This is a genomic window from Alteromonas sp. H39, from assembly GCF_047556435.1.
Lineage (GTDB): Bacteria > Pseudomonadota > Gammaproteobacteria > Enterobacterales > Alteromonadaceae > Alteromonas.
This window is the reverse complement of sequence record NZ_CP180210.1, coordinates 3445652-3465167: the sequence shown is the minus strand read 5'-3', so window position 1 is coordinate 3465167 and position 19516 is coordinate 3445652. Positions and strand designations below refer to the sequence as shown.

Below are 19516 nucleotides of genomic sequence, written 5' to 3'. Positions count from 1 at the left end.
ATCTGTTTTCTTGCTGTGCTTAAGGTAACTCTCTGAAGCAAGCTTATGAAAAGACTCTGGCCCCAGAGTCCGTGCCGAATTTTAACAGTAGTGCCAAATCCGTGACTTTAAATAGTATGCCCAAGGCCTCCGAGGCTAATTCGCAGTCGTATTACAGTCATGCAGCTTACTGCTAATGTTTTAATGGTCAGGGGCGTAGTTATTTTTCATCAGCCATGCATAAGCTGTAATGAATGCCGGCTCCTGAAACTGCTTCAGGCCTGTCTCAGAAAACGGCACTGCTAGAGGATTTTTGCGCAACGACTCTTTGATTTCTGTTGTCCCAAGGACAACAACGTCTAAATCCGCAATAAGTTCAATTGCTGCCTCAAGTTTAAAACCAATTGCACTTCCCGCAAATTTACCTTTACTCTGCCGCTGACGAATGATCACAGCATCAACTTTGTAATCAGCAACCAACTTAGCGAACGTGCTCTGAAAGTTTTTCAGACCCTTAGCGCTGGTATCTGCCAACGTTAAACGGCGGGTTCGGCAATCGGGAATATGAAACACACCATCGACTAACGACAACAGACACAATGTCGCCTCATTACCTTTTAGATCTACACCAAAGACTTTCATTCTGTTTTCCCTCAACTATTTGTGCGTAAGTATAACGTTTTTCAGTGTGGATACAGAGTCTGTATTTTGCCTTTATCCGGCATTCGTCTGTTTATGTATTTTTTCGTAATTGGAATTGAAATATGCACAGAGATAAATGTCTGAAACCTCAGCGTTAAGGAAGGTGCGAATACGTCTACAGTCACTCAGCGAGTCCTGAAGCATGCAGTTGCAAGGCAGGGTTCTCAGGAAATGGCAGTCGTCCTTAATCCATGGTCAGGTTGTTGCCAGCTAAAAGCCCTCGCGAGGCCAATTTGTGGGTGAGCGCTGAATACAAAAGGCAAACCTTCAGCGCCTTACCTGGGCAAGTGTGGTGAATGGAAAACCAAGTCGTGCCGTGCACATACAAACACTGAAGCCTAAAAAAAGCTTCAAATAGTGGTGGATATCGGCAACTGCAAAGAGTTCGTCGAATAGAAGCCAGGCCGGCACTCCCAAAATACAGGTTGCGAGTACTGCTGAAAAAATACTGACAGTTAACGTAGTGTCACAGGTTTGGCATGTAATGGTCTCGCGTACTAATAGCTTTGATTTCATGTGCAGTCCTATATTACTTTGGCAGCACGGACAACGACTTTCATTTATACGCATCGTTACGCTCCAGAAATGAGCGTACGGACCTTGCCGTACGCTATTGCGGCTAGGGGATCATTGACTTGGCACCGTCATATAAGGCGCCGCCAGCCATTGCTTGCGAAACAAACCTTACCGTTTTGTATGAGCGGTAAGCCCAAACCGCGCCTACGCCTACCCAGTATAGCGCTACTATTCCGCCACTAATTTCATTCGTTTCGTCAACATTGAGTTCTCTCATTCCATTTCCTTTTTACTACGATTCCATATTCCGCTAAGTCTGTATTGCTTAGCGAAGTAAAAATTACAGGAGTTTAGAGCCAGATGTAACTGAACTCATGTTCAATAATTATGGTAACTCGAATGCTAAGTCGAAACGAAATTTCGGCTACCATAAAATTGACTCTGACTTACCTGTTATTAATAAAGGATGGGGGCATGAGGCACATCAGACAGTTACGCTTTGTATTTACTGCGACCTTAGTTGAAAAAGGTATTGAAGCGTTGAGCCGGTGACACAATACCCGGCAAAAATGACTTGCGTCGGCATGGTGTGGCTTTGCCTGCAGACCTGAAAAGCGTGGTACCCGATGCCGGGATCTGGCTGGCCGTCACAACAAAAAACTGACTTTGAAGCGATTCGTCTTCAATGGCTCTTTAAAAATAGTTAACCTTTCCAATTCAAGAATCCTTGATACCGCTAAGCCAGTATTAAGATTTACTAATCCATGTATGCTATCGAAAAATTTTACAACGATGGCGTTCCCAGAGAGTTACCATTTGAATAAATTTACACTGATCATATTTTTCAAAGCATTAGCAATTGTTAGTACCACCGCATGGGCTAAGGGTGAAGAAGCTAGTGCCAACGATTCTCCAAACCGCAATTTAACTGGCTTTGAAGGGCTGAAAGAAACACAACCCCTTTGGGAAGTTGGTGTTGGTGGCGGCGTGGTCGAGGTACCTAACTACCCGGCATCTGGCGAGAGAAACGTCGTTGCATTGGCGCTCCCCTATGTCATTTATCGGGGCGATATATTCCGGGTAGGAGGGGAGGGCGGTGCCCGCGCGGTGTTTGTCGAACAGGACGACTTTGAAGTTGATGTGAGTGTGGGCGGCGCTTTTTCAGCAGAAAGTGAAGAGGGTAGCGTACGTGAGGGGATGCCTGAGCTCGACTACATGTTCGAAGTAGGCCCGCAACTTATCTATAAAATAAAAGACTTTTCGTTTGAAGGCGGCGGCGAGGCAAGACTCAATGCCCGTATGCAGGCCAGAGCCGTTTTTTCCACTGATTTTGGAAGGGTGGATAGCAGAGGCTTCGTAATTGAACCCACGATAAGGTATCAACAGCGTGGCGTTTTTCTGCCAGAGACCGGGTTCAGCCTTTCGGCACGGTTGACCTGGGGCACAGAGAAGCTTCACGATTATTTTTACGAGGTTGCACCACAGTACGCAACTGATTTCAGGCCAGCCTACGACGCCGCAGGGGGGTATTTAGGTGCTGAAATTTCCGCCGGGCTTGCATTCCCGATTGTTGAAAATGTACGTGGTTTTTTGGGCGCGTCAGTACAATTAAACCAAGGCTCCGCCAACGAAGACAGCCCACTTTACGAGAAAGATGTTACTTACAGCTTCGGGGTAGGATTTGTCTGGCGTGCATACAAGAGTGAAGCAAAGGCGAACTGGTAGTGAAGTTAAATTCTTTGCTAACCGCTAATTCTGGTCAAAAACAGACTTGCGTCGGTTTGTGTAGATATCTTAACGTGTTACCAGAGGCAGAATCTTATATAACTGACACTTGGACTGCACAGAGCCGCCCTCCGGTAAGCCAGTTTTTATTGGTACCCACATCGCAAATGCGAAAGATAGGTAAGCACCTGTTACTGATAAGTCGCAGCAAGTAAGTGGACGATTACCGCTGAATCCATTCGCTAAAAACAATGATAGTTTTGATACCTCTTATAAATGTCGCCACTTGTAAGAGATATCAATTATTGGAGCGCTATTTAGATTCGCGTTTGTTAATTACATATTGAACGGCCATTCGAGCAAGGCCGGCACCAATGCCTGACACTACTGCCCATGTTACTGCCTCTTTAAGGTCTGTATTTTCATTTTTCTTGTCTTTAGGAGCTGGTTCATTGGTAACCTTTTCCCATGACTTTTGTAACGATTTCCGTGCTAACATGCCTGCAGATGCGGCGGCAAGTCCAATACCTACGGTCGTAATTAGCTGTTTGCTACTCATGTTGTTCTCCATTGGTTAATAATTGCCGAGTTGCCACTTTGCTACATTCAAGATTCGCAAAGGTTAAACAATTATTCAGCAATTTATGTACCGATAATACGAATTCCAATTGGTTATAAACGGGTAAAAACACCAGAAGACGCATTAGCAAGTCGCGAACAGTTTTCAGGTCGCGATGCTAGTAAGACCAGGGGAGTCGTTGTGCAACCTCACACTTATAGAAACAGTTATGCGTTTATCCCATGACGATAAGAGTAATCGCCAACTTGATACCCTTCTCGTGAGTACCACTAATGCAATAACAGCATTAAACTCGGATTTCGTAGTCTTGGGATCTGAGGGATCTGAGGGATCTGAAGGAGCGGAGGTAACCAGTAACGCCAAATTTTACTGTTTAGCTTTAACAATCTTAAGAGATATTACTGCGGGCGGACGTTAGTTGGAGCGACGTTGGGATGTCACTACACGACAGAGAGTAATAAAATTCAGGCACAAAAAAACCGACGCAAAGGTCGGCTTATTGTTGCACAGGTATTAATGGTACCAGAGGCCGGACTTGAACCGGCACAACCTTGCGGTCGGCGGATTTTGAAATAAATGCGCATACATTACTTTATTGAAATCATGGGTATATGTTTACATTGAGAAGCTTTGCAAATTCTTTGCAAAGTCAGGCCTCATTCCTACGAACAATGTCAAGAAATCTCTTCCGCTTACTTATCAGGTTGTAATAGTAAAAATCATCAAATGTAATAGTCTTCCGGAACACCTCATCCTGCCAACGGAAGCACGTCACCAACAGAATATGACAGGCAGTATTTTAAGGACATAGAAAGTGTCTAGGAAAGTCAGGCCTTGCCAAATGATCCCCGCACCAATAGTTAAAGTACAAATACGCAACAATCCATAAAGCCATTAATTGAATCAGGGATGGATTAACATCGCCAAAAACGTGGGAACAATGAGTGAGTTTTTAACGCAATGGCAAGAGACTGCTCATACTACCTTGGCACTGTTTATATGGCTTTTTAGGTTTTCGTGCTTGGCTACCTAATAAGCTCAATGAGCCAAGTCTTTGTCAACAAAAAGCGAACGCAAAAACCTATGGAAAAATTGGAGCCAAGAGTGCCCGCCTACCTCTAGTCTAAGGGTACTGCACTCTAAGGCCTATGATGGTTCAATTTGACGTCATTATGGCTTTGCCGGTTTACATAAATGCGGGTGGTTCAATTAGGGAGTACATAAATCATGATGAATTGTATGGGAGAGACGATGGGGGTTGAAATGATGATAGGTATGGGTTTGATCTGGCTACTGGTAGTGATGGTCCTAATCGGGGCAGTGGCTGCGTTGTGGAAATACTTACGTTCAGATAAAGCGCGTGATGAATAGAATTAAACATTTGTCTGCAAGCCCGCAAGCAAATGTCATTTCTTTTCCTTTTTAGTAAATGTTGTCTGGAAAATGTGGTAGGCCCCTTTTATAAAACCTGGTCACAATGGACCCCATGTACGCAGTGCTTATCTGTACTCAGGCAAGTTTTGGAAATGGCGTAATTAGCTTACTTGACTTCTAAAGAAACAAGTATAGAACGAGTGCGAAAAAATATGAAGATTTTATTGGATGGAATATATAAAAGGTAAAACATGGAACCAACAAGAAAAAGTGATTTAAAAAAGGCCAGAACGCTTCAAATATTAAATGTCATCTATGATGCAATTGAAGTCATAGTAGCTTTAATCGCAGGAATAATTGCTAATAGTTCAGCGCTCATAGGGTGGGCATTGGACAGTACAATAGAGGTGTTAAGCGCTACCACGCTAGGCTGGCGTCTACACGGCGAACTTAAGGGAATTGATAAAAAACAAGTAAATAGACGGAAGAAAATCACTCTCTACGTGATTGCCGTATCATTTACTTTGGTCTGCATATTTATATCTTATGATTCCGTTACAAAACTTCTTAGTCAGCAAACGTCAAGCTGGAGCACTATGGGGTTAATCATTTTAGTTACTTCCTTGCTTATCAACCCGATTTTGATTCATTTCAAAAGAAAATATGGCCGCAAGCTGGATAGCCCGGCGTTACTCGCCGATGCTAAAGATACCTTTATCTGCTTATACCAAACGATCGTTGTCCTTGCCGGTTTGCTATTGGTAAATTGGTTTGGTTGGTGGTGGGCTGATCCTGTGGCGGCATTGCTCATTGTACCTTATGCAGCAAAAGAAGGTTGGGAAGCTTACACTAAAGCAAGAGACATCAGTATTGATGAGAAGTAATACCCGCATCACCTTAAATAATTCATTCTCTTAGCACTGACTTGTTTCGTCACGTATCAACCAAGTGCTTCAGGCTCAGGCATCATGATACAGCACAGAATGTAATGTTCCATGCACCGATGGTTGAGATACAAATACGCAGCAATCCATAAAGCCATTAATTGAATCGGCGATTGATTAACATTGTCTTAAAGGAGAGAACAATGAGTGAGTTTTTAACGCAATGGCAAGAGGCGGCTGAGCTTACTCGGGGCGCTGATAAACGGCATTGTTTTAATCGTTGGTTCTGCCTGGGTCCTTTATGAGGCAGTGCCACGGCTGAGTAATCCAGAGATGCCAGAAACAGAAGGCATGATTGCACTGGCTATTCTTGGCGTACTGGTCAACGGCTTCGCCGCGTATAAATTACAAGGTGGTAAATCGCTGAATGAAAAAGTTCTGAACTGGCATTTACTCGAAGACGTTTTAGGTTGGGTAGCGGTACTCATTGTCGCTATTGTTATGCAGTTCAAAGACTGGCCTGTTCTGGATCCGGTTCTTTCTATCGGATTTACGCTTTTCATTCTGTTCAACGTTATCCGAAATCTTATCAGCACCGTAAAACTGTTTTTTCAGGCGTCACCAGACAACGACCTTTTACAAAACGTGACTGATAAATTGCTTGAACTTGATGCTGTTAGCAATCTGCATCACCTGCATATCTGGTCACTAGATGGTGAGCATCATGTCGCGACAGTTCACATCGTTAGTCAATTTGAGTCGAAAGCTGAATACCTAATGTTGAAAGAAAGCATAGCGAATGCTTTGGATGAATTTGAATTGTCACATACAACCATAGAGGTTGAGAATGGTCTAGAAGATTGTCGTGACACCAAATAGCTAAAGAAGCGATAGGTCACGTTAATGTGTATTAACGTGACCTATTATTTTCTATTGGGAAACAGATAGATATTTTCATTTAGCCGTTTATACTCGTCGTAAGCGCAGTATTTATTCTTTGCAAGCGGACGGCTATGGCAACACAAATCGCACGATATAATGTAGATGACTCTCTCTACGTATTTCTCCAAGACAACAGCAAAAAGTGGTATGCACGCTTTCAGCTATTTGGGACTTGGTATTGCAAGTCAACCAAACAGGTTGATAAAGACGAAGCTATCGCGGCAGCGCGTCTGCTGCGTATGGAATGGAAGATAAAGGCCGAAACCGGAACGCTGACCAAGAGTAAGCGGTTTCGAGATGTAGCAAACCTTGCAGTTACCAATATAGAACATGCGTTGTTGCACGGTGGTGGAAAAGTTAGCTACAAGGACTATATCGGCGCGCTGAAGCGCTATCACATTCCATTCTTCGACAGAACCTATGTCACATCGATAGACCAGCAAAAGATAAAAGAATTTGAAATCTGGCGGATTAAGAAGGCCGGTCGTCTACTTAACAAGTCAACGCTGCTTAACCACAATGCCGCATTGCAGATGGTCTTTAAGGAAGCCGTTGAGAAGCAATGGATGTTAGCAGTACAGGTTCCTGTGCTTAGTGCCACAGGAGAGCAGGGCGCAAGAAGAGCGGCTTTCACGCTTGAAGAATACGAGCAGGTATTGGAAACCATAGAGTCGATGCGTGATAATAGTCGAAAAGACAAGACTCGCCAGATCCGTGAACTGTTATTGGATTATGCAGAAGTTGTTGTCAATACCGGTATCCGGCCTGGTACTGAGATGGAAGAACTGACCTGGGGTGACATTGAGATGACACGCCAAGACCATCAAGTCATCTTCAAAATCAAAATCCGAAAGGGCAAGACGACAAAGCATACCGGTACAAGAACGGTCGTGTGTAAAGACGATATCGTCTATCCGCTCATGGAGCTGAGAGATCGCTTTCCAAATCGAAAGCCCAATGACAAACTGTTTAGGCTTGCTGATGGAAGCACTACAAAAGAATTGGGACGGACGTTCAGCGCTGCACTTGATGAATGCGAGTTAAAAAGTAGTTCTGACGGTCCGAGATCGCTTTATTCATTGCGACACACCTACATCACTTGGCAATTGCTGAGCCGTCACCTACGCATTGACGTGCTCGCAAGACAATGCGGAACCAGTACAGCCATGATTGAACAGCATTACAGCCATGTTGTTCCAAGCATGTTTGAGGAGGAGCTATCTGGCGTCACATTCGATAAGCAGGCTGCTCAGAAGAAAAGTAAACGAGCTTTAGCTCGGGAGCAAAAAACTAAAGATGTGCTAGCGAAACGCTTTTCTGAGTGGGAGACGGAATATAAAAGGCGAGGCTGTATTTAGAACGGTAGTAACGTGGATGAAGTCTTATACTAATTGACTCGTGTATTGAGAAGTCGCGGCTAAGCTTAACAGACAGCAATACGCGATATACAGGCCACCATTAACGCGAAAACGATAGTCGGCTAAGACAAGGTATTCAATTGTACTGATGTGATTACCAAGGGATACTGACGGTATAAGTACCAAGCGATTTTGACGTAATCACACTATCAATGTTGCCGCGCTTCGGCAAGCTTTGCCAATCGTAACGCAGTAGTATTCATGTTTTCCCTCAGCCAGATATTGCGAACGCCGCTGGCGTGAATGTCGACGTTTCTTTCAGACTTGAGCAGCCGTGATACCTTAGATTGTCCCAGGTGTGGGTTAGCTAGGGAGAATTCGATGACCACTTCCTCAATGGCTCTGTCGGTACGATTTTTGTGATGAAGATCCGGCGTTTCCTGACGTTTTAGCGATTCTATTCCACCTTGTTTTATCAGTTTACGATGGCGGTAAATCGTATCGCGTGAGACGCCACTAAGACGGGAAGCTTCTGCCACATTTCTGAGCCTGTCAGCTAAAGCTAATACCTCTAGCTTCTTCTGGATCTCATTGTCTTCCGAGGACAGTTTTTCAGGCTCAGTGACTTCTGTTACCTGTAGCTGTCGTCCAGCGAAGTAAGCATCGAACCGCTTATTTTTACCGGTACGAATTTCAATTTTCTGGTTTGCGATTGAGTGCTTAAGTGGTGAGTCGATGAAGTAGAGTTTCCCCCTGTAGCTAAACGTATGGTCATTACGTATTTTCCGGTAGACCTTGGTGATGCAGATATCATCAAGATTGGTGTAGCGGGATACAGGCGCATATTCGGTGTCTGACGTTCTTGATTTTACAACCAGGTTTTTACGCCAGAACTGGGGGATGAAGACGTGTTGGAGGTAGCTATTTGCGCCCGTCATATCAGTAATATTGTTAAGTCGTAACTCCGGTATCAACCTGTCTTGCAGGGTATCGAAGGCGCGTTCAATCCTGCCTTTCCCCTGAGGAGAACTGGCAAAGATGATTTCAATGCCCAGCTCCTCACAGGCCCGTTGCATCTGGGAGAAGTTGCAGCGTTTAGGGCCACCAAATATTCCGGCTCGATCAACATACAAGGTTTTAAATACACCGTATTTCTCAACGACTGAGCGCATTACTTTCATACATCCTTCAGTCGTTTCTGACGGAAAGAACTCAGCATGAATATCGCTGTTGGCATCATCAATCATGGCGATTAAACACGACTTCTTATCGCCGAACCAGCGATGTGTGCTGCCGTCCATTTGCAGCATTAACCCTGGCGCTTCCATTCGCTCTCTGCGTTTGTGAACACGGCTGCGCCTGCGCTTGGCCCGTTTTACATGATGGATATCATGTGCCCATTTACGCAGTGTCTCGCGCTTAACAACAATGTGTTCGTGAGTCTCAAGCATCTCGGCTAGGTGCAACAGGTTCAGGTCATAGTATTTCTCACGGATTAGCGACTGAACTTGCTGCTTAAGCCTGTCAGGCGTTTTATTAACTGGCTCGCTGCCTGTATTTCCGTGAACAATGAACTGTAACCCTTGGCTTCGGTAATTCTGCAAATAACGTTCAACAGTACGTCTGGATTTATTGAGGAGCTTAGCGGCATTGGCTATCGTAATTTTACGTTCAGCCACTTTCGCGATGACATCAACCGTCAATTGAGCTTTGGAATTCAACACAATCATCCTTAGCGTTCCTCAAATGTACAAACAAAACATTCAAAGAACACGGTTAAAGATAACCGTCAATTTCCCTTGGTAATTAGCGACTACGACAGAATCGCGTGGTAATTAAAGTACGACAAAATCGCTTGGTGTTAACAGTATTCAATTGTACTGACTCATACACGATCTGACAGTTTTGAAATTTGAGTTAGACCAAATCTGACGGCCCTAAACTAAAGGTTGGGCTGCTTTAGACAAGAAGCGGACGGTTCCGTCTCAATTGATTTTGTAAAGCATTAATTCTTCTCAAAGACTGTAAGATTTTATGTTTAGGTATACTCGCAGTATTTCCCCTGCTCTTTTAAGGTAATATGGCTCAATTGCAGTAACATACCAGCTCCCAAAAGTGCTTTGCGGCTGAGCATGAAGTTGAGTCGCATGCTAGAAGTTCTTCTGTAGCTGTGAACTTTTAGTCCCTATACAAAAGGAACATGTGTCTAAATAATAGACCAACCCTACATAAAGGATGATAAATGCGCGACTTACATGAATCAAATATTCGACTCTCAGTTTACGCCGGTAATGACCACAAATCCTTAAAGAATGCAATGTCCAAAAGTGACATTGAAAGCTTACGCGGTTCTCGCGACAGGCTTCTTAAGGTTCTCGAACTATTAGACATTCATGAACAGCTTATCGATGCACAGATTGACTCTAAGGCAGTAATGTTCAAGTACGCTGTGGTGCGAGGCGTAAGTATTAGACGTGACGTATCATTCAGAACCATTCGCAATGAAGTGAACAGAAATGTTTTTAACGCTCTAAATTTTGGAAAGCTGCTACTAGATAAGATAAGTTACCAACCGCAAAGTAATAAAGATAAGCCACAGAAGCCACGACGAACATTTATCAATGAATTGTGGTGTGACACAGACAAACAGGGTTCTACCCCGTTTTCACGGACGGTTTGATAAAGACGTAAACTTGTTGTCCTGATTCGCTAGTCTACGTCGCATTCTTGGATTATGAAACAGCTCAATATAGTCGAATATGTCAGCCCTCGCTTCATCCCGTGTTCGGTATTGTCGGTAGTTAATCCGTTCACGTTTTAGTACACCGAAGAAGCCCTCGCAGGCGGCATTGTCTGCACAATGGCCTACCGCACTCATGCTACTGGTTAGATTCTCTCGCTTGAGCAGTTTTTGATAATCACCACTGGTAAATTGCGTTCCGCGATCAGAGTGCAGCACTACGTTATGTTGCTCCTGACGCTGCCAGACTGCCATTTCGACGGCACGCATGACCATGTGCCTGTCCTGGCGATGATGCATTGACCAGCCCACGATGAGTTTGCTGAACAGGTCAAGCACCACACACAGGTAGAGCTTTCCTTCCAGTGTCGCGATTTCAGTGATGTCTGTGACCCACTTGGTTTCCGGCTCCTGCGCCGTAAAGTCACGCTCAAGATGGTTGGCAAGCCCGGAAGGACGCACTGACTTTCGTTTTGCGCCTCTTCCTTTTTTGCGCGGCCAGCCGTAGATACCGTTCACAGCCATAATCTTGGCGATACGATTTAGGCTGACCTCGATACCTTCGGCTTGCAGGTCTTCATGCATCCGCGGCGCGCCAATGATGCCGCCGCTGTCGTCGTGAATTTCTCGTATTCGCTCAAGCAGTTGTGCATTGGCGATGTCACGCGCACTAGGCTGACGCTCCACCCACGCGTAATAACCACTCGGTGACACGTTCAGGCAGCGGCACATCATGCGCACTGCAAAGCTTTCGCGGCAACGCGATATCGCCTGATACCTTACGGTAACTCTTTGGCGAAGAACGTTGCCGCTTCTCGCAAAAAATCGCGTTCCTTTTTGACTTTCGCTAGTTCTCGTTTCAGTTTCGCCATTTCTTCATCACGAGGGCTGCCATGGCCTTTAAATGCCTGGTCTTTGGCTTGTTTAGCTTCACGCTTCCAGCGATTTAACAGGTTGGGATTAACACCGATATCCAGTGCTATCTGGCGACAGCTCACACCCGGTTGCTGGGTGAGTAAAACTGCTTCACGTTTAAACTCTGGAGAATATTTTCTTCGTTTGGTCATAGACACTCCTTCTGGGCCCATTATGCCTTCTTATGGATGTGTCCGTAAAATCTGGGTAGAACCCTAACGCAGATTACCTAAGTTTTAGGAGTGGTATAACTGGCTCTTAAAGCTGTTTACAAATATAACGTTCAGCAACTAAATCAAAGATGCATGGCATCGTTTTTATGCCTTCTTTTGGTTGAGAAGGGGGGCGTGCTTCACGCGATGAGGTCAATTCCAACAGGAATAGAGCCATAGATGACGCAGAGTGTTTTACAAGTATTAAGTCTGAATTATGAAAGTCGAGAAGTAATGATCCTAAAGGCCCATCAGTTTGAGAGTGTAATAACAATCTTCGAAATTTATTCTTATTACTATCTGTAGTGTTAGTAATCTCAACCGGGAATAAGGCTTCGCTTAAAACAGTCTGACCATCATATCGATAACCAAAATGCTTAGTAATGAGCTTAAGAAGGTTATTAGTCGGAGGTCCAATACTTTTTATAAGAATATTTTTTGCGTCCCTAATGTTTTCTCCGTCAGCAGACAAAGGCTTTTCAAACTGAACTCGCAAAGTAAGCGTCCGGTAATCCCCACATTCAAATCCTGAAATAGCTACGGCATGGTGTTCTTTTATCAAGGAGAACTTCATGCGATATCAGAGACGAGATGTAAATACCTGGCTGGACCTTTTCGAACGTCAGGAACAGAGTGGATTATCGGCGGTGGCATTTTGCCGTCAGCACCAGATCAATATTCAGACTTTTTACGCCAGACGCAGTGACATCCGGCCTCAACGAACCAACAATAAATTTGTTCACGTTAAGCGTGAAGTAACAACGGTTGAGTCACGTGTTGAAGATGTCGCCCAGGCTCTCTCGCTGGAATGCGCCTCTTCGACATTGCGTTTACCCGTCAATGTCAGCCCCCACTGGCTGGCCAGCCTGATGAAGGCGCTGAACGAATGAGGATGTTCGTCGAGCCTTCTGACATTTACCTTTATCTGGATAACGTGGACTTCCGTAAATCTATCAACGGCCTGATTGTGGTGGTGGAACAACAGATGGAATTAAACCCATTCCGGGATGCGTTGTTTGTCTTCTGTAACAAAAAGCGGGATAAACTGAAGGTGCTTTACTGGGATAAAACCGGCTTCGCGCTCTGGTATAAGCGGTTGGAGAAGCACCGCTTTAAATGGCCAAGTGATGCTGAGTTGAAACACATGCAACTGAGTGAAAAACAGTTGCAGTGGTTATTATCCGGCTTTGATGTGATAGGACATCAGCCTTTGAATGTAAGCGTCCGGTAATCCCCACATTCAAATCCTGAAATAGCTACGGCATGGTGTTCTTTTATCAAGGAGAACTTCATGCGATATCAGAGACGAGATGTAAATACCTGGCTGGACCTTTTCGAACGTCAGGAACAGAGTGGATTATCGGCGGTGGCATTTTGCCGTCAGCACCAGATCAATATTCAGACTTTTTACGCCAGACGCAGTGACATCCGGCCTCAACGAACCAACAATAAATTTGTTCACGTTAAGCGTGAAGTAACAACGGTTGAGTCACGTGTTGAAGATGTCGCCCAGGCTCTCTCGCTGGAATGCGCCTCTTCGACATTGCGTTTACCCGTCAATGTCAGCCCCCACTGGCTGGCCAGCCTGATGAAGGCGCTGAACGAATGAGGATGTTCGTCGAGCCTTCTGACATTTACCTTTATCTGGATAACGTGGACTTCCGTAAATCTATCAACGGCCTGATTGTGGTGGTGGAACAACAGATGGAATTAAACCCATTCCGGGATGCGTTGTTTGTCTTCTGTAACAAAAAGCGGGATAAACTGAAGGTGCTTTACTGGGATAAAACCGGCTTCGCGCTCTGGTATAAGCGGTTGGAGAAGCACCGCTTTAAATGGCCAAGTGATGCTGAGTTGAAACACATGCAACTGAGTGAAAAACAGTTGCAGTGGTTATTATCCGGCTTTGATGTGATAGGACATCAGCCTTTGAATTACACGGCTTCCGGCTTATAACCGGTGATCATAAACAGCGATTATCGATCACGAAATAGTCTGAATAATATCGGGCAATCAATATGTTATTGCGTGATAATTATGTCATGAATATTGATATCGAGAATTTACCAGACGACCCGGCGACATTGAAAAAAATGTTATCGCAGGTAATGGCGCGTTATCAATATCTCGAAGAGCAGTTCCGCATTGCACAGCAAAAGCAGTTTGGTAAAAGCGCCGAAGGCCACCCTGGTCAGGGCGAACTGTTTAATGAGGTGGAGGAACTGGTTGTTGAGGATGCATCGGCAGATCAGGAAACCATCAGCTACACACGCAATAAGCCTAAGCGCAAACCGTTGCCTGAAGACTTGCCGCGTGAAGTTATCATCCATGATATTCCCGATGAAGATAAAGTCTGTGATTGCTGCGCAGGTACATTGCACTGCATTGGCGAGGATAAATCTGAGAAGCTTCAGTTTATCCCTGCTCAGGTGAAAGTGATTGAGCATGTACGTCCGAAGTATGCGTGTCGTACCTGTGAAAAGGATGGTATCAGCAACTCGGTAAAACAGGCGCCGGTGCCACACAGTGTTATCCCCAAGGGCTATGCAACGCCCAGCCTGCTAAGCCAGATAATCACCAGCAAATACCAGTATGGTCTGCCGCTCTACCGGCAGGAAGCCATGTTCAAACAACACGGTATCGAAATAAGCCGCAAGACCATGGCTGACTGGATAATCCGCTGCGCAGAGTTATTTAAACCGCTCTACGACCAGCTTCATCAACACCTGCTACAGCAACCGGTTATCCAGGCGGATGAAACCACGCTGAAGGTTGTCGATTCAGATAAATCGACCAGCTATATGTGGTTGTATGCCACTGGCGCGGATTCACTCCAGACAGCAACAAGTGGTTCAGCTATACCCAATATCGTGCTGTACGATTATCACAATAGTCGTGCCGGACAATGTGCCGTGGACTTCCTTGGCGGTTATCACGGTTACCTGCAAGTGGATGGCTATCAGGGCTATGAACAAACACAGGCCACCTTAGTTGGCTGCTGGGCCCATGCCAGACGTAAGTTCATGGAGGCGAAAAAAGGGGCTGGCAGTAAAGGCAGTGGTAAAGCCGATTGGGCACTGAACCACATCCAGAAACTCTACCGTGTAGAAACGCAGTTAAAAGAAGAAACCGCTGCAAACCGCTATGCGCTACGCCAGGAAAAAAGCCTGCCGCTGCTTAATCAACTTGAAACCTGGCTGACAAAATCAGCTCAACAGGTGTTACCGAAAACCAAACTGGGTGAGGCAATACAATACTGCCTCAATCAATGGCATAAACTGTTTCGTTACACACTCGATGGACACCTTACCATCGACAATAACCGTGCAGAACGGGCAATCAAACCGTTCGTTATAGGCAGAAAGAACTGGCTGTTCAGCCAGACTGCAACCGGAGCCAATGCCAGCGCCATCCTCTACAGCATCATCGAAACGGCGAAGGCAAATGACCTCAATGTGTTCGAGTATGTCATGGACAGCTTGGAGCAACTCAGCAAACCTGAAGCCGATATCGAACTGCTACTACCATGGCAGTTTGCTAAGCGCTAGGTGGGATTACCGGACGGTTACCTCGCAAACCCACTTTAAGTGACTCTATCTCTGCCTTTGCGATGATAGCGTTATCTTCAACTGTAAATGGCAGTGTGAATGAGTCTTGATCCAGTCTCGTCAGATGTTCTCCAGAATGAACAGTGTTGGCCTGTGCCCAGGAACTCAACGAAGCATATATCACAAACCAAAAAATCAACGCTTTCAAATTTTGGGTATCCGGATTATCTGGTTGCTATGCGAAATTGAAAGGTGGGCGACAAGCAAAACTCACAACGGATTAACTGGTTGATAGGCCCTACATAACCACACTTGAAGCCATAGCCGCTTACTTGGCCGCCGTTGATAAAGCGAAGGAGAACCGGACTACCTGGTTCATGCTCGGGAAGCTGTGGAATTGGCCAGGACAAGAGGGGCCGGATGACTTGGGGGTGAAAGTCCCCTACGGACCCTGATAGCGGGAACCGTTAGCTGAACAGCAAGGGTGTTCGTCGTGAGGCGGAATCTGAAGGAAGCTGTAGGCAAACTCCTGGCCCGACGAACAGGAACCGCATATGAGGCAGCCACATCTGGGCGAGAGGGCCATGAAACTCGAAGCCCAATAGCTATCCAGAAGATGTGGAAGTAGATGCGGCGGGTAGATGGGAGGAAGGTCGCGCGTCTTACCCTGGGAGGCCTGTTCGCCTGCCACTGGCTACCGACACCGTGAGGTGTCGGGATGGGCGAACAGGAGTCAGCAGAGGCCATATTAGGCTCTCTAACCAAGAGCTGAAGGGCTGAACCTGTCACGAGTGGATAGTTGACCACTCTCTGATGTGTACGAGCAGAAGCCTCCCCGGAGGGCTCTCGATAACTGTATGGCGGGCCGGAAGCCCAAAGACTGTCGAAGCGCTCAGAGCACACAGGCGAGCGAATTCAGCGGAACGAAGCTCAGCCCGATAATGGGGGACAGGAACCGCCGTGGTACGGATCCGTTTGCCCGGTGGTGTGAGAGGACGGGGGAGGCGACTCCCCCTCCTACTCGATTCTGCCCCGCCCTGAATAGAGTTCATCTGAAGTTTCTGTGTACATAGCTATCTGGCAATAATCAATTCCTGAAAAAGGGGCGCACCGACGCGCACGTGGAGTCGTCTGGCAGTCTGTCGGGATTAGGTTGTTAGGTCTCTCATAGCCAGAAAACCCCGGTTGGAAACCGGGGCTATGACAGAGAGGGAATGCAAAGGCGAACTCGCCGCCGATCAGTTGGCCTTGGGTTGTTGATCAGAAATTAACGCTGATCCCCAGTGAAGCGGTGCGCGGCAGGTTAGCCATGGCGCCATCGGGCAAACGTGCAACAATTTGCTGTTCATCGAACAGGTTGTCCACTTTCAGGAAGACATCGGCACTGGCGGTCAGTGCGTAGCGGCTGATGAAATCGACCAGGAACAGGGACTCGGTCTCGTCCAGTTTCGTGGCGGTGTTGTTGCATCCTGCGCTGACACACATCTCATCGACGTAGGTGGCCACAAGGTAGTTGTCCCAGCCACTCGGGTGTTCCATGCCTGTCCGGAAGCTCATCTGGTTTTTAGGTACGTCCTTGAGCTGCTCGCCTTTTTTCAGGCCCGAAGCGGCATTGTCCTTGCTGATTTCCGCCTGGGTAAAGGTGTAGGTAAGGCTGATCGGAAGGTAGAACTCGCCTGCCCGGGTGCCGGTCTGGAGCTGGAACTCAACACCGGAAATTTCAGCCTCGCCGGTTACAAAACTGCCAGAGGTGGCGCCATTGCTGCACGGCGAGCCCACGGAACAGTTTTCGGCCTTGTTGGAGAAGTCGCTGTAGAAGCCGATCATTTCCGCGAAGAACGCATTGCCAAAGTACCGGAGGCCGGCCTCCCAGTTCTTGCTGGTTTCCGGATCTTCGTTTGCCCTGGCACCACCTCCGAGAGGGGAGAAACCCCGGTGCACGCCACCCAGAACCTGCCAGCTTTGGGACAGGTCATAGGTAAAGGAAGCGCCGGGCAGGAGTTCAGCACTGTCATTGGCGCGGGTGCTGTCGACGGTCGTGCGGCCGGGATCCGCGTATTGGGTGCGGCTGGTCTGTACATCCTCGTAGCGCAGAGCGAGGTTGATATTGAGCTTGTCCGTCGCCTGCCACTTGTCGATTGCCCAGAAGCTCAGGGCTTCGCCGGTCTCAAAGCGATTATTGCTGCCGGTGGGGGCGATCGTGTTCTGGAACACCAGAGAACCGTTGACCTGATCATAAACATCGACCGGCTGGAAGCGATCCATTTCATCTTCGTGGGCGCGGGCGCCGAAATCAAACTGGTGGCTGCCCATGTCGACATTAAAGTTTACCTGCACGCCCTGGGACAGGTAGTCCCTGGCGTTGTTTTTGTAATCCAGGCCGCTGGCGTCAACTGTGCCGTCCAGAATACCCTGGGCATTGGCGTCGCCGCGGTTGGCCATGTCGATGATGCTTCCGCCATCGCTGAGCTTGAACCAGTTCCGCTTGAAGTCGTTGCGGTAGAGGGTAGCGGTGCTGCTTACGGTGTTACTCCAGTCGAACTGATGGGTCAGGCTGATACCGGATTTTGTGTTGTTCATCTGGTCGATACTGGATAGCCCGTAGCGCCGGTTCGGGTCCTGGCTGAAGTCCGCATCGGTCAGGCCGAGGTAACTGGAGTTGGAGGTTTCCTCGGAGTATTGCAGCTTGGCGGTCACGCTCTGGCGCTCTCCCTGCCAGCGCAGCTTGCCGACGTAGTCCTCGATATCAAAGCCGGTATCGCGGCCGCTGCGGTCAATCTCCTTGAAGCCTTTCGCGGAGCGCTGGACGGTCTCAAGCAGGTAGCCCCAGTCGCCGGCCGTGTCACCATAGGTTACATGAACGTCGGTGGAGCCGCGGTCGTTGGTGACTGTCTCAACATAGCCCTGCCGCTGATCGGGAATGGGTGTGGAAATCAGGTTGATGACACCACCGGTGGTTTGCGGGCCATAGCGCAGCAGCGGGGCACCCTTGAGTACTTCCAGCGAGGACATGCGCTTCAGTGTCGGAAAATAATAGGCGGCCGGATTGGAGTAGGGTGCCGGTGCGATCAGAATGCCATCTTCCATCAGGGTAATATTACTGCTGCGCTCGGCCGTGGCGCCGCGGATGCCGATATTGGGGCGCAGGCCCAGGCCTTCTTCTTCCCGCACATAGACGCCCGGGACGGTTTTCAGTACCTGGTTGATGTCGGTCTCAACCTCGGTTTTCAACTGCTCCTCACCAACGACGTAGCCTGACCCTGGCAAGGTCTGGGCTGCGGACGCATCGCCAATGATTTCCAGGACTTCAAGGGTCTGGGGCTGGTCATCGCCAGCGGCATAGCCCAAGGCAGGGGCGAGGCTGATCGCCACAGCCAGTGATAGTTGGGAAGGTCTAAACATACGGTTGTTCTCCGTTATCATTTAAGTTTCTGGGTACAAGTGATAATCATTAGCATTACGTTGCGAAACTTTATGGCTTTGTAACTATTAAGTCAATTGCTAATCGGCTCACGACGTCTCAGACCGCGAGCGTCTCATCATGGAAACCTGGACAGGGGCCTTCCCCCAGCTCCTGGCAGCCTATGAGCACAAGGAGCGGTTCTACCACATCTGGGGCTGTGCCACCCGGCGGGATGCTGAGAAGGCGTTGGCTGCCTGGGTTGACGGCATCCCGCAGGGGCAGAAGGAGGTCTGGAAGGATCTCGTTAGCGCCGTCAGTGGCTGGCGTGAGGAGGTGCTGACCTACTTCGAGACCGACATCCCAATCACCAACGCCTTCACGGAGTCGATCAACCGGCTGGCCAAGGACAAGAACCGCGATGGCCGGGGCTATTCATTCGAGGTGATGCGGGCCCGGATGCTCTACACCACCAAGCACAAGAAGAAGACGCCACAGACCAAGGAATCTCCGTTCCTGGGCAAGGCCACCATGACCTACAGCATGGGTCTCCCCGAGGCCGAGAAGAACTACGGCGTCGATCTATCAACCTTCTGGGAGGATTAAGGTTTTGGTGGATCAGAGGGGATCATCAACCACTT

The 19516-nt window shown here is 47.5% G+C and carries 15 protein-coding genes and 3 pseudogenes; 11 read left to right on the top strand and 7 right to left on the bottom strand.

Annotation, left to right across the window (positions count from 1 at the left end):
* Positions 1 to 180 precede the first annotated feature (180 nt).
* Together ACLBLI_RS15175 and ACLBLI_RS15170 are read right to left on the bottom strand one after the other, a co-directional pair.
* Positions 181 to 621 (bottom strand): DUF3010 family protein, encoded by a 441-nt coding sequence (locus ACLBLI_RS15175; protein ID WP_414828424.1) that lies wholly within the window; start codon positions 619 to 621, stop codon positions 181 to 183.
* A 679-nt stretch (positions 622 to 1300) separates the two neighbouring features.
* Positions 1301 to 1474 carry a hypothetical protein gene (locus ACLBLI_RS15170; protein WP_414828423.1) on the bottom strand — a complete coding sequence of 58 codons (174 nt, stop codon included), beginning with the start codon at positions 1472 to 1474 and terminating at the stop codon, positions 1301 to 1303.
* A gap of 539 nt (positions 1475 to 2013) precedes the next feature.
* Between ACLBLI_RS15170 and ACLBLI_RS15165 the strand changes: the two genes are divergently transcribed.
* Entirely contained in the window at positions 2014 to 2922 is a 909-nt protein-coding gene (locus tag ACLBLI_RS15165; RefSeq protein WP_414828422.1) for a MipA/OmpV family protein, read from the top strand.
* Between the two features lie 313 nt (positions 2923 to 3235).
* Here the strand turns inward: ACLBLI_RS15165 and ACLBLI_RS15160 are convergent, their stop codons facing one another.
* Positions 3236 to 3481 carry a DUF4235 domain-containing protein gene (locus ACLBLI_RS15160; protein WP_414828421.1) on the bottom strand — a complete coding sequence of 82 codons (246 nt, stop codon included), beginning with the start codon at positions 3479 to 3481 and terminating at the stop codon, positions 3236 to 3238.
* Between the two features lie 1248 nt (positions 3482 to 4729).
* On the opposite strand from ACLBLI_RS15160, the gene ACLBLI_RS15155 reads away from it, so the two are divergent.
* The 4 genes and pseudogenes from ACLBLI_RS15155 (at position 4730) to ACLBLI_RS15140 (ending at position 8060) form a co-directional block, all read left to right on the top strand.
* Complete coding sequence (locus tag ACLBLI_RS15155; protein WP_015067955.1) at positions 4730 to 4873, top strand: hypothetical protein; 144 nt, start codon at positions 4730 to 4732, stop codon at positions 4871 to 4873.
* Positions 4874 to 5127: 254 nt separating this feature from the next.
* Positions 5128 to 5760 (top strand): cation diffusion facilitator family transporter, encoded by a 633-nt coding sequence (locus ACLBLI_RS15150; protein ID WP_015067954.1) that lies wholly within the window; start codon positions 5128 to 5130, stop codon positions 5758 to 5760.
* A gap of 225 nt (positions 5761 to 5985) precedes the next feature.
* Positions 5986 to 6639 (top strand): annotated as a pseudogene (locus ACLBLI_RS15145) (cation diffusion facilitator family transporter); the annotation flags it as partial.
* A 134-nt stretch (positions 6640 to 6773) separates the two neighbouring features.
* Positions 6774 to 8060, top strand: a complete 1287-nt coding sequence (locus ACLBLI_RS15140) for a tyrosine-type recombinase/integrase (RefSeq protein WP_414828420.1) — start codon at positions 6774 to 6776, stop codon at positions 8058 to 8060.
* Positions 8061 to 8269: 209 nt separating this feature from the next.
* On the opposite strand, the gene ACLBLI_RS15135 is transcribed toward ACLBLI_RS15140, so the two are convergent.
* From ACLBLI_RS15135 to ACLBLI_RS15125, 3 genes and pseudogenes are all read right to left on the bottom strand, one after another.
* Entirely contained in the window at positions 8270 to 9790 is a 1521-nt protein-coding gene (locus ACLBLI_RS15135) for an ISNCY family transposase (protein WP_414828419.1), read from the bottom strand.
* Between the two features lie 924 nt (positions 9791 to 10714).
* A pseudogene (locus ACLBLI_RS15130) lies at positions 10715 to 11867 on the bottom strand (IS3 family transposase).
* A gap of 106 nt (positions 11868 to 11973) precedes the next feature.
* Positions 11974 to 12489, bottom strand: coding sequence for a hypothetical protein (locus ACLBLI_RS15125; RefSeq protein WP_414828418.1), 516 nt, complete (start codon positions 12487 to 12489; stop codon positions 11974 to 11976).
* Between the two features lie 10 nt (positions 12490 to 12499).
* Here ACLBLI_RS15125 and tnpA (ACLBLI_RS15120) point away from each other — a divergent pair, with 10 nt between their 5' ends.
* The 5 genes from tnpA (ACLBLI_RS15120) to tnpC all read left to right on the top strand — a co-directional run bounded on the left by tnpA (ACLBLI_RS15120) (position 12500) and on the right by tnpC (position 15475).
* A complete protein-coding gene (gene tnpA, locus ACLBLI_RS15120; protein WP_414828416.1) occupies positions 12500 to 12817 on the top strand; it encodes an IS66 family insertion sequence element accessory protein TnpA in 318 nt (105 codons plus the stop codon).
* Positions 12814 to 13158 (top strand): IS66 family insertion sequence element accessory protein TnpB, encoded by a 345-nt coding sequence (gene tnpB, locus ACLBLI_RS15115; protein ID WP_414828417.1) that lies wholly within the window; start codon positions 12814 to 12816, stop codon positions 13156 to 13158. Before tnpA (ACLBLI_RS15120) ends, tnpB (ACLBLI_RS15115) begins: the two co-directional genes overlap by 4 nt.
* A 60-nt stretch (positions 13159 to 13218) precedes the next feature.
* Positions 13219 to 13536 (top strand): IS66 family insertion sequence element accessory protein TnpA, encoded by a 318-nt coding sequence (gene tnpA, locus ACLBLI_RS15110; RefSeq protein ID WP_414828416.1) that lies wholly within the window; start codon positions 13219 to 13221, stop codon positions 13534 to 13536.
* The gene (gene tnpB, locus ACLBLI_RS15105) at positions 13533 to 13883 is read left to right on the top strand and encodes an IS66 family insertion sequence element accessory protein TnpB (protein WP_414828415.1); all 351 of its coding nucleotides are present in this window, start codon (positions 13533 to 13535) and stop codon (positions 13881 to 13883) included. The genes tnpA (ACLBLI_RS15110) and tnpB (ACLBLI_RS15105) overlap by 4 nt, the downstream gene beginning before the upstream one ends.
* Before the next feature lie 86 nt (positions 13884 to 13969).
* Positions 13970 to 15475 (top strand): IS66 family transposase, encoded by a 1506-nt coding sequence (gene tnpC / locus ACLBLI_RS15100; RefSeq protein WP_414830974.1) that lies wholly within the window; start codon positions 13970 to 13972, stop codon positions 15473 to 15475.
* Positions 15476 to 16735: 1260 nt separating this feature from the next.
* Here tnpC and ACLBLI_RS15095 read toward each other — a convergent pair.
* Positions 16736 to 18877 carry a TonB-dependent receptor family protein gene (locus tag ACLBLI_RS15095; RefSeq protein ID WP_414828414.1) on the bottom strand — a complete coding sequence of 714 codons (2142 nt, stop codon included), beginning with the start codon at positions 18875 to 18877 and terminating at the stop codon, positions 16736 to 16738.
* A gap of 106 nt (positions 18878 to 18983) precedes the next feature.
* On the opposite strand from ACLBLI_RS15095, the pseudogene ACLBLI_RS15090 reads away from it, so the two are divergent.
* Positions 18984 to 19481 (top strand): annotated as a pseudogene (locus tag ACLBLI_RS15090) (ISL3 family transposase); the annotation flags it as partial.
* Between the last annotated feature and the right edge of the window lie 35 nt (positions 19482 to 19516).

Coding starts and splice junctions, on each gene's coding strand:
- ACLBLI_RS15095 (WP_414828414.1), bottom strand. CDS start 18,877: ATGTTTAGACCTTCCCAACTATCACTGGCTGTGGCGATCAGCCTCGCC.
- ACLBLI_RS15160 (WP_414828421.1), bottom strand. CDS start 3,481: ATGAGTAGCAAACAGCTAATTACGACCGTAGGTATTGGACTTGCCGCC.
- ACLBLI_RS15150 (WP_015067954.1), top strand. CDS start 5,128: ATGGAACCAACAAGAAAAAGTGATTTAAAAAAGGCCAGAACGCTTCAA.
- ACLBLI_RS15175 (WP_414828424.1), bottom strand. CDS start 621: ATGAAAGTCTTTGGTGTAGATCTAAAAGGTAATGAGGCGACATTGTGT.
- ACLBLI_RS15140 (WP_414828420.1), top strand. CDS start 6,774: ATGGCAACACAAATCGCACGATATAATGTAGATGACTCTCTCTACGTA.
- tnpA (WP_414828416.1), top strand. CDS start 12,500: ATGCGATATCAGAGACGAGATGTAAATACCTGGCTGGACCTTTTCGAA.
- tnpB (WP_414828417.1), top strand. CDS start 12,814: ATGAGGATGTTCGTCGAGCCTTCTGACATTTACCTTTATCTGGATAAC.
- ACLBLI_RS15155 (WP_015067955.1), top strand. CDS start 4,730: ATGATGAATTGTATGGGAGAGACGATGGGGGTTGAAATGATGATAGGT.
- tnpA (WP_414828416.1), top strand. CDS start 13,219: ATGCGATATCAGAGACGAGATGTAAATACCTGGCTGGACCTTTTCGAA.
- tnpB (WP_414828415.1), top strand. CDS start 13,533: ATGAGGATGTTCGTCGAGCCTTCTGACATTTACCTTTATCTGGATAAC.
- tnpC (WP_414830974.1), top strand. CDS start 13,970: ATGAATATTGATATCGAGAATTTACCAGACGACCCGGCGACATTGAAA.
- ACLBLI_RS15135 (WP_414828419.1), bottom strand. CDS start 9,790: ATGATTGTGTTGAATTCCAAAGCTCAATTGACGGTTGATGTCATCGCG.
- ACLBLI_RS15170 (WP_414828423.1), bottom strand. CDS start 1,474: ATGAGAGAACTCAATGTTGACGAAACGAATGAAATTAGTGGCGGAATA.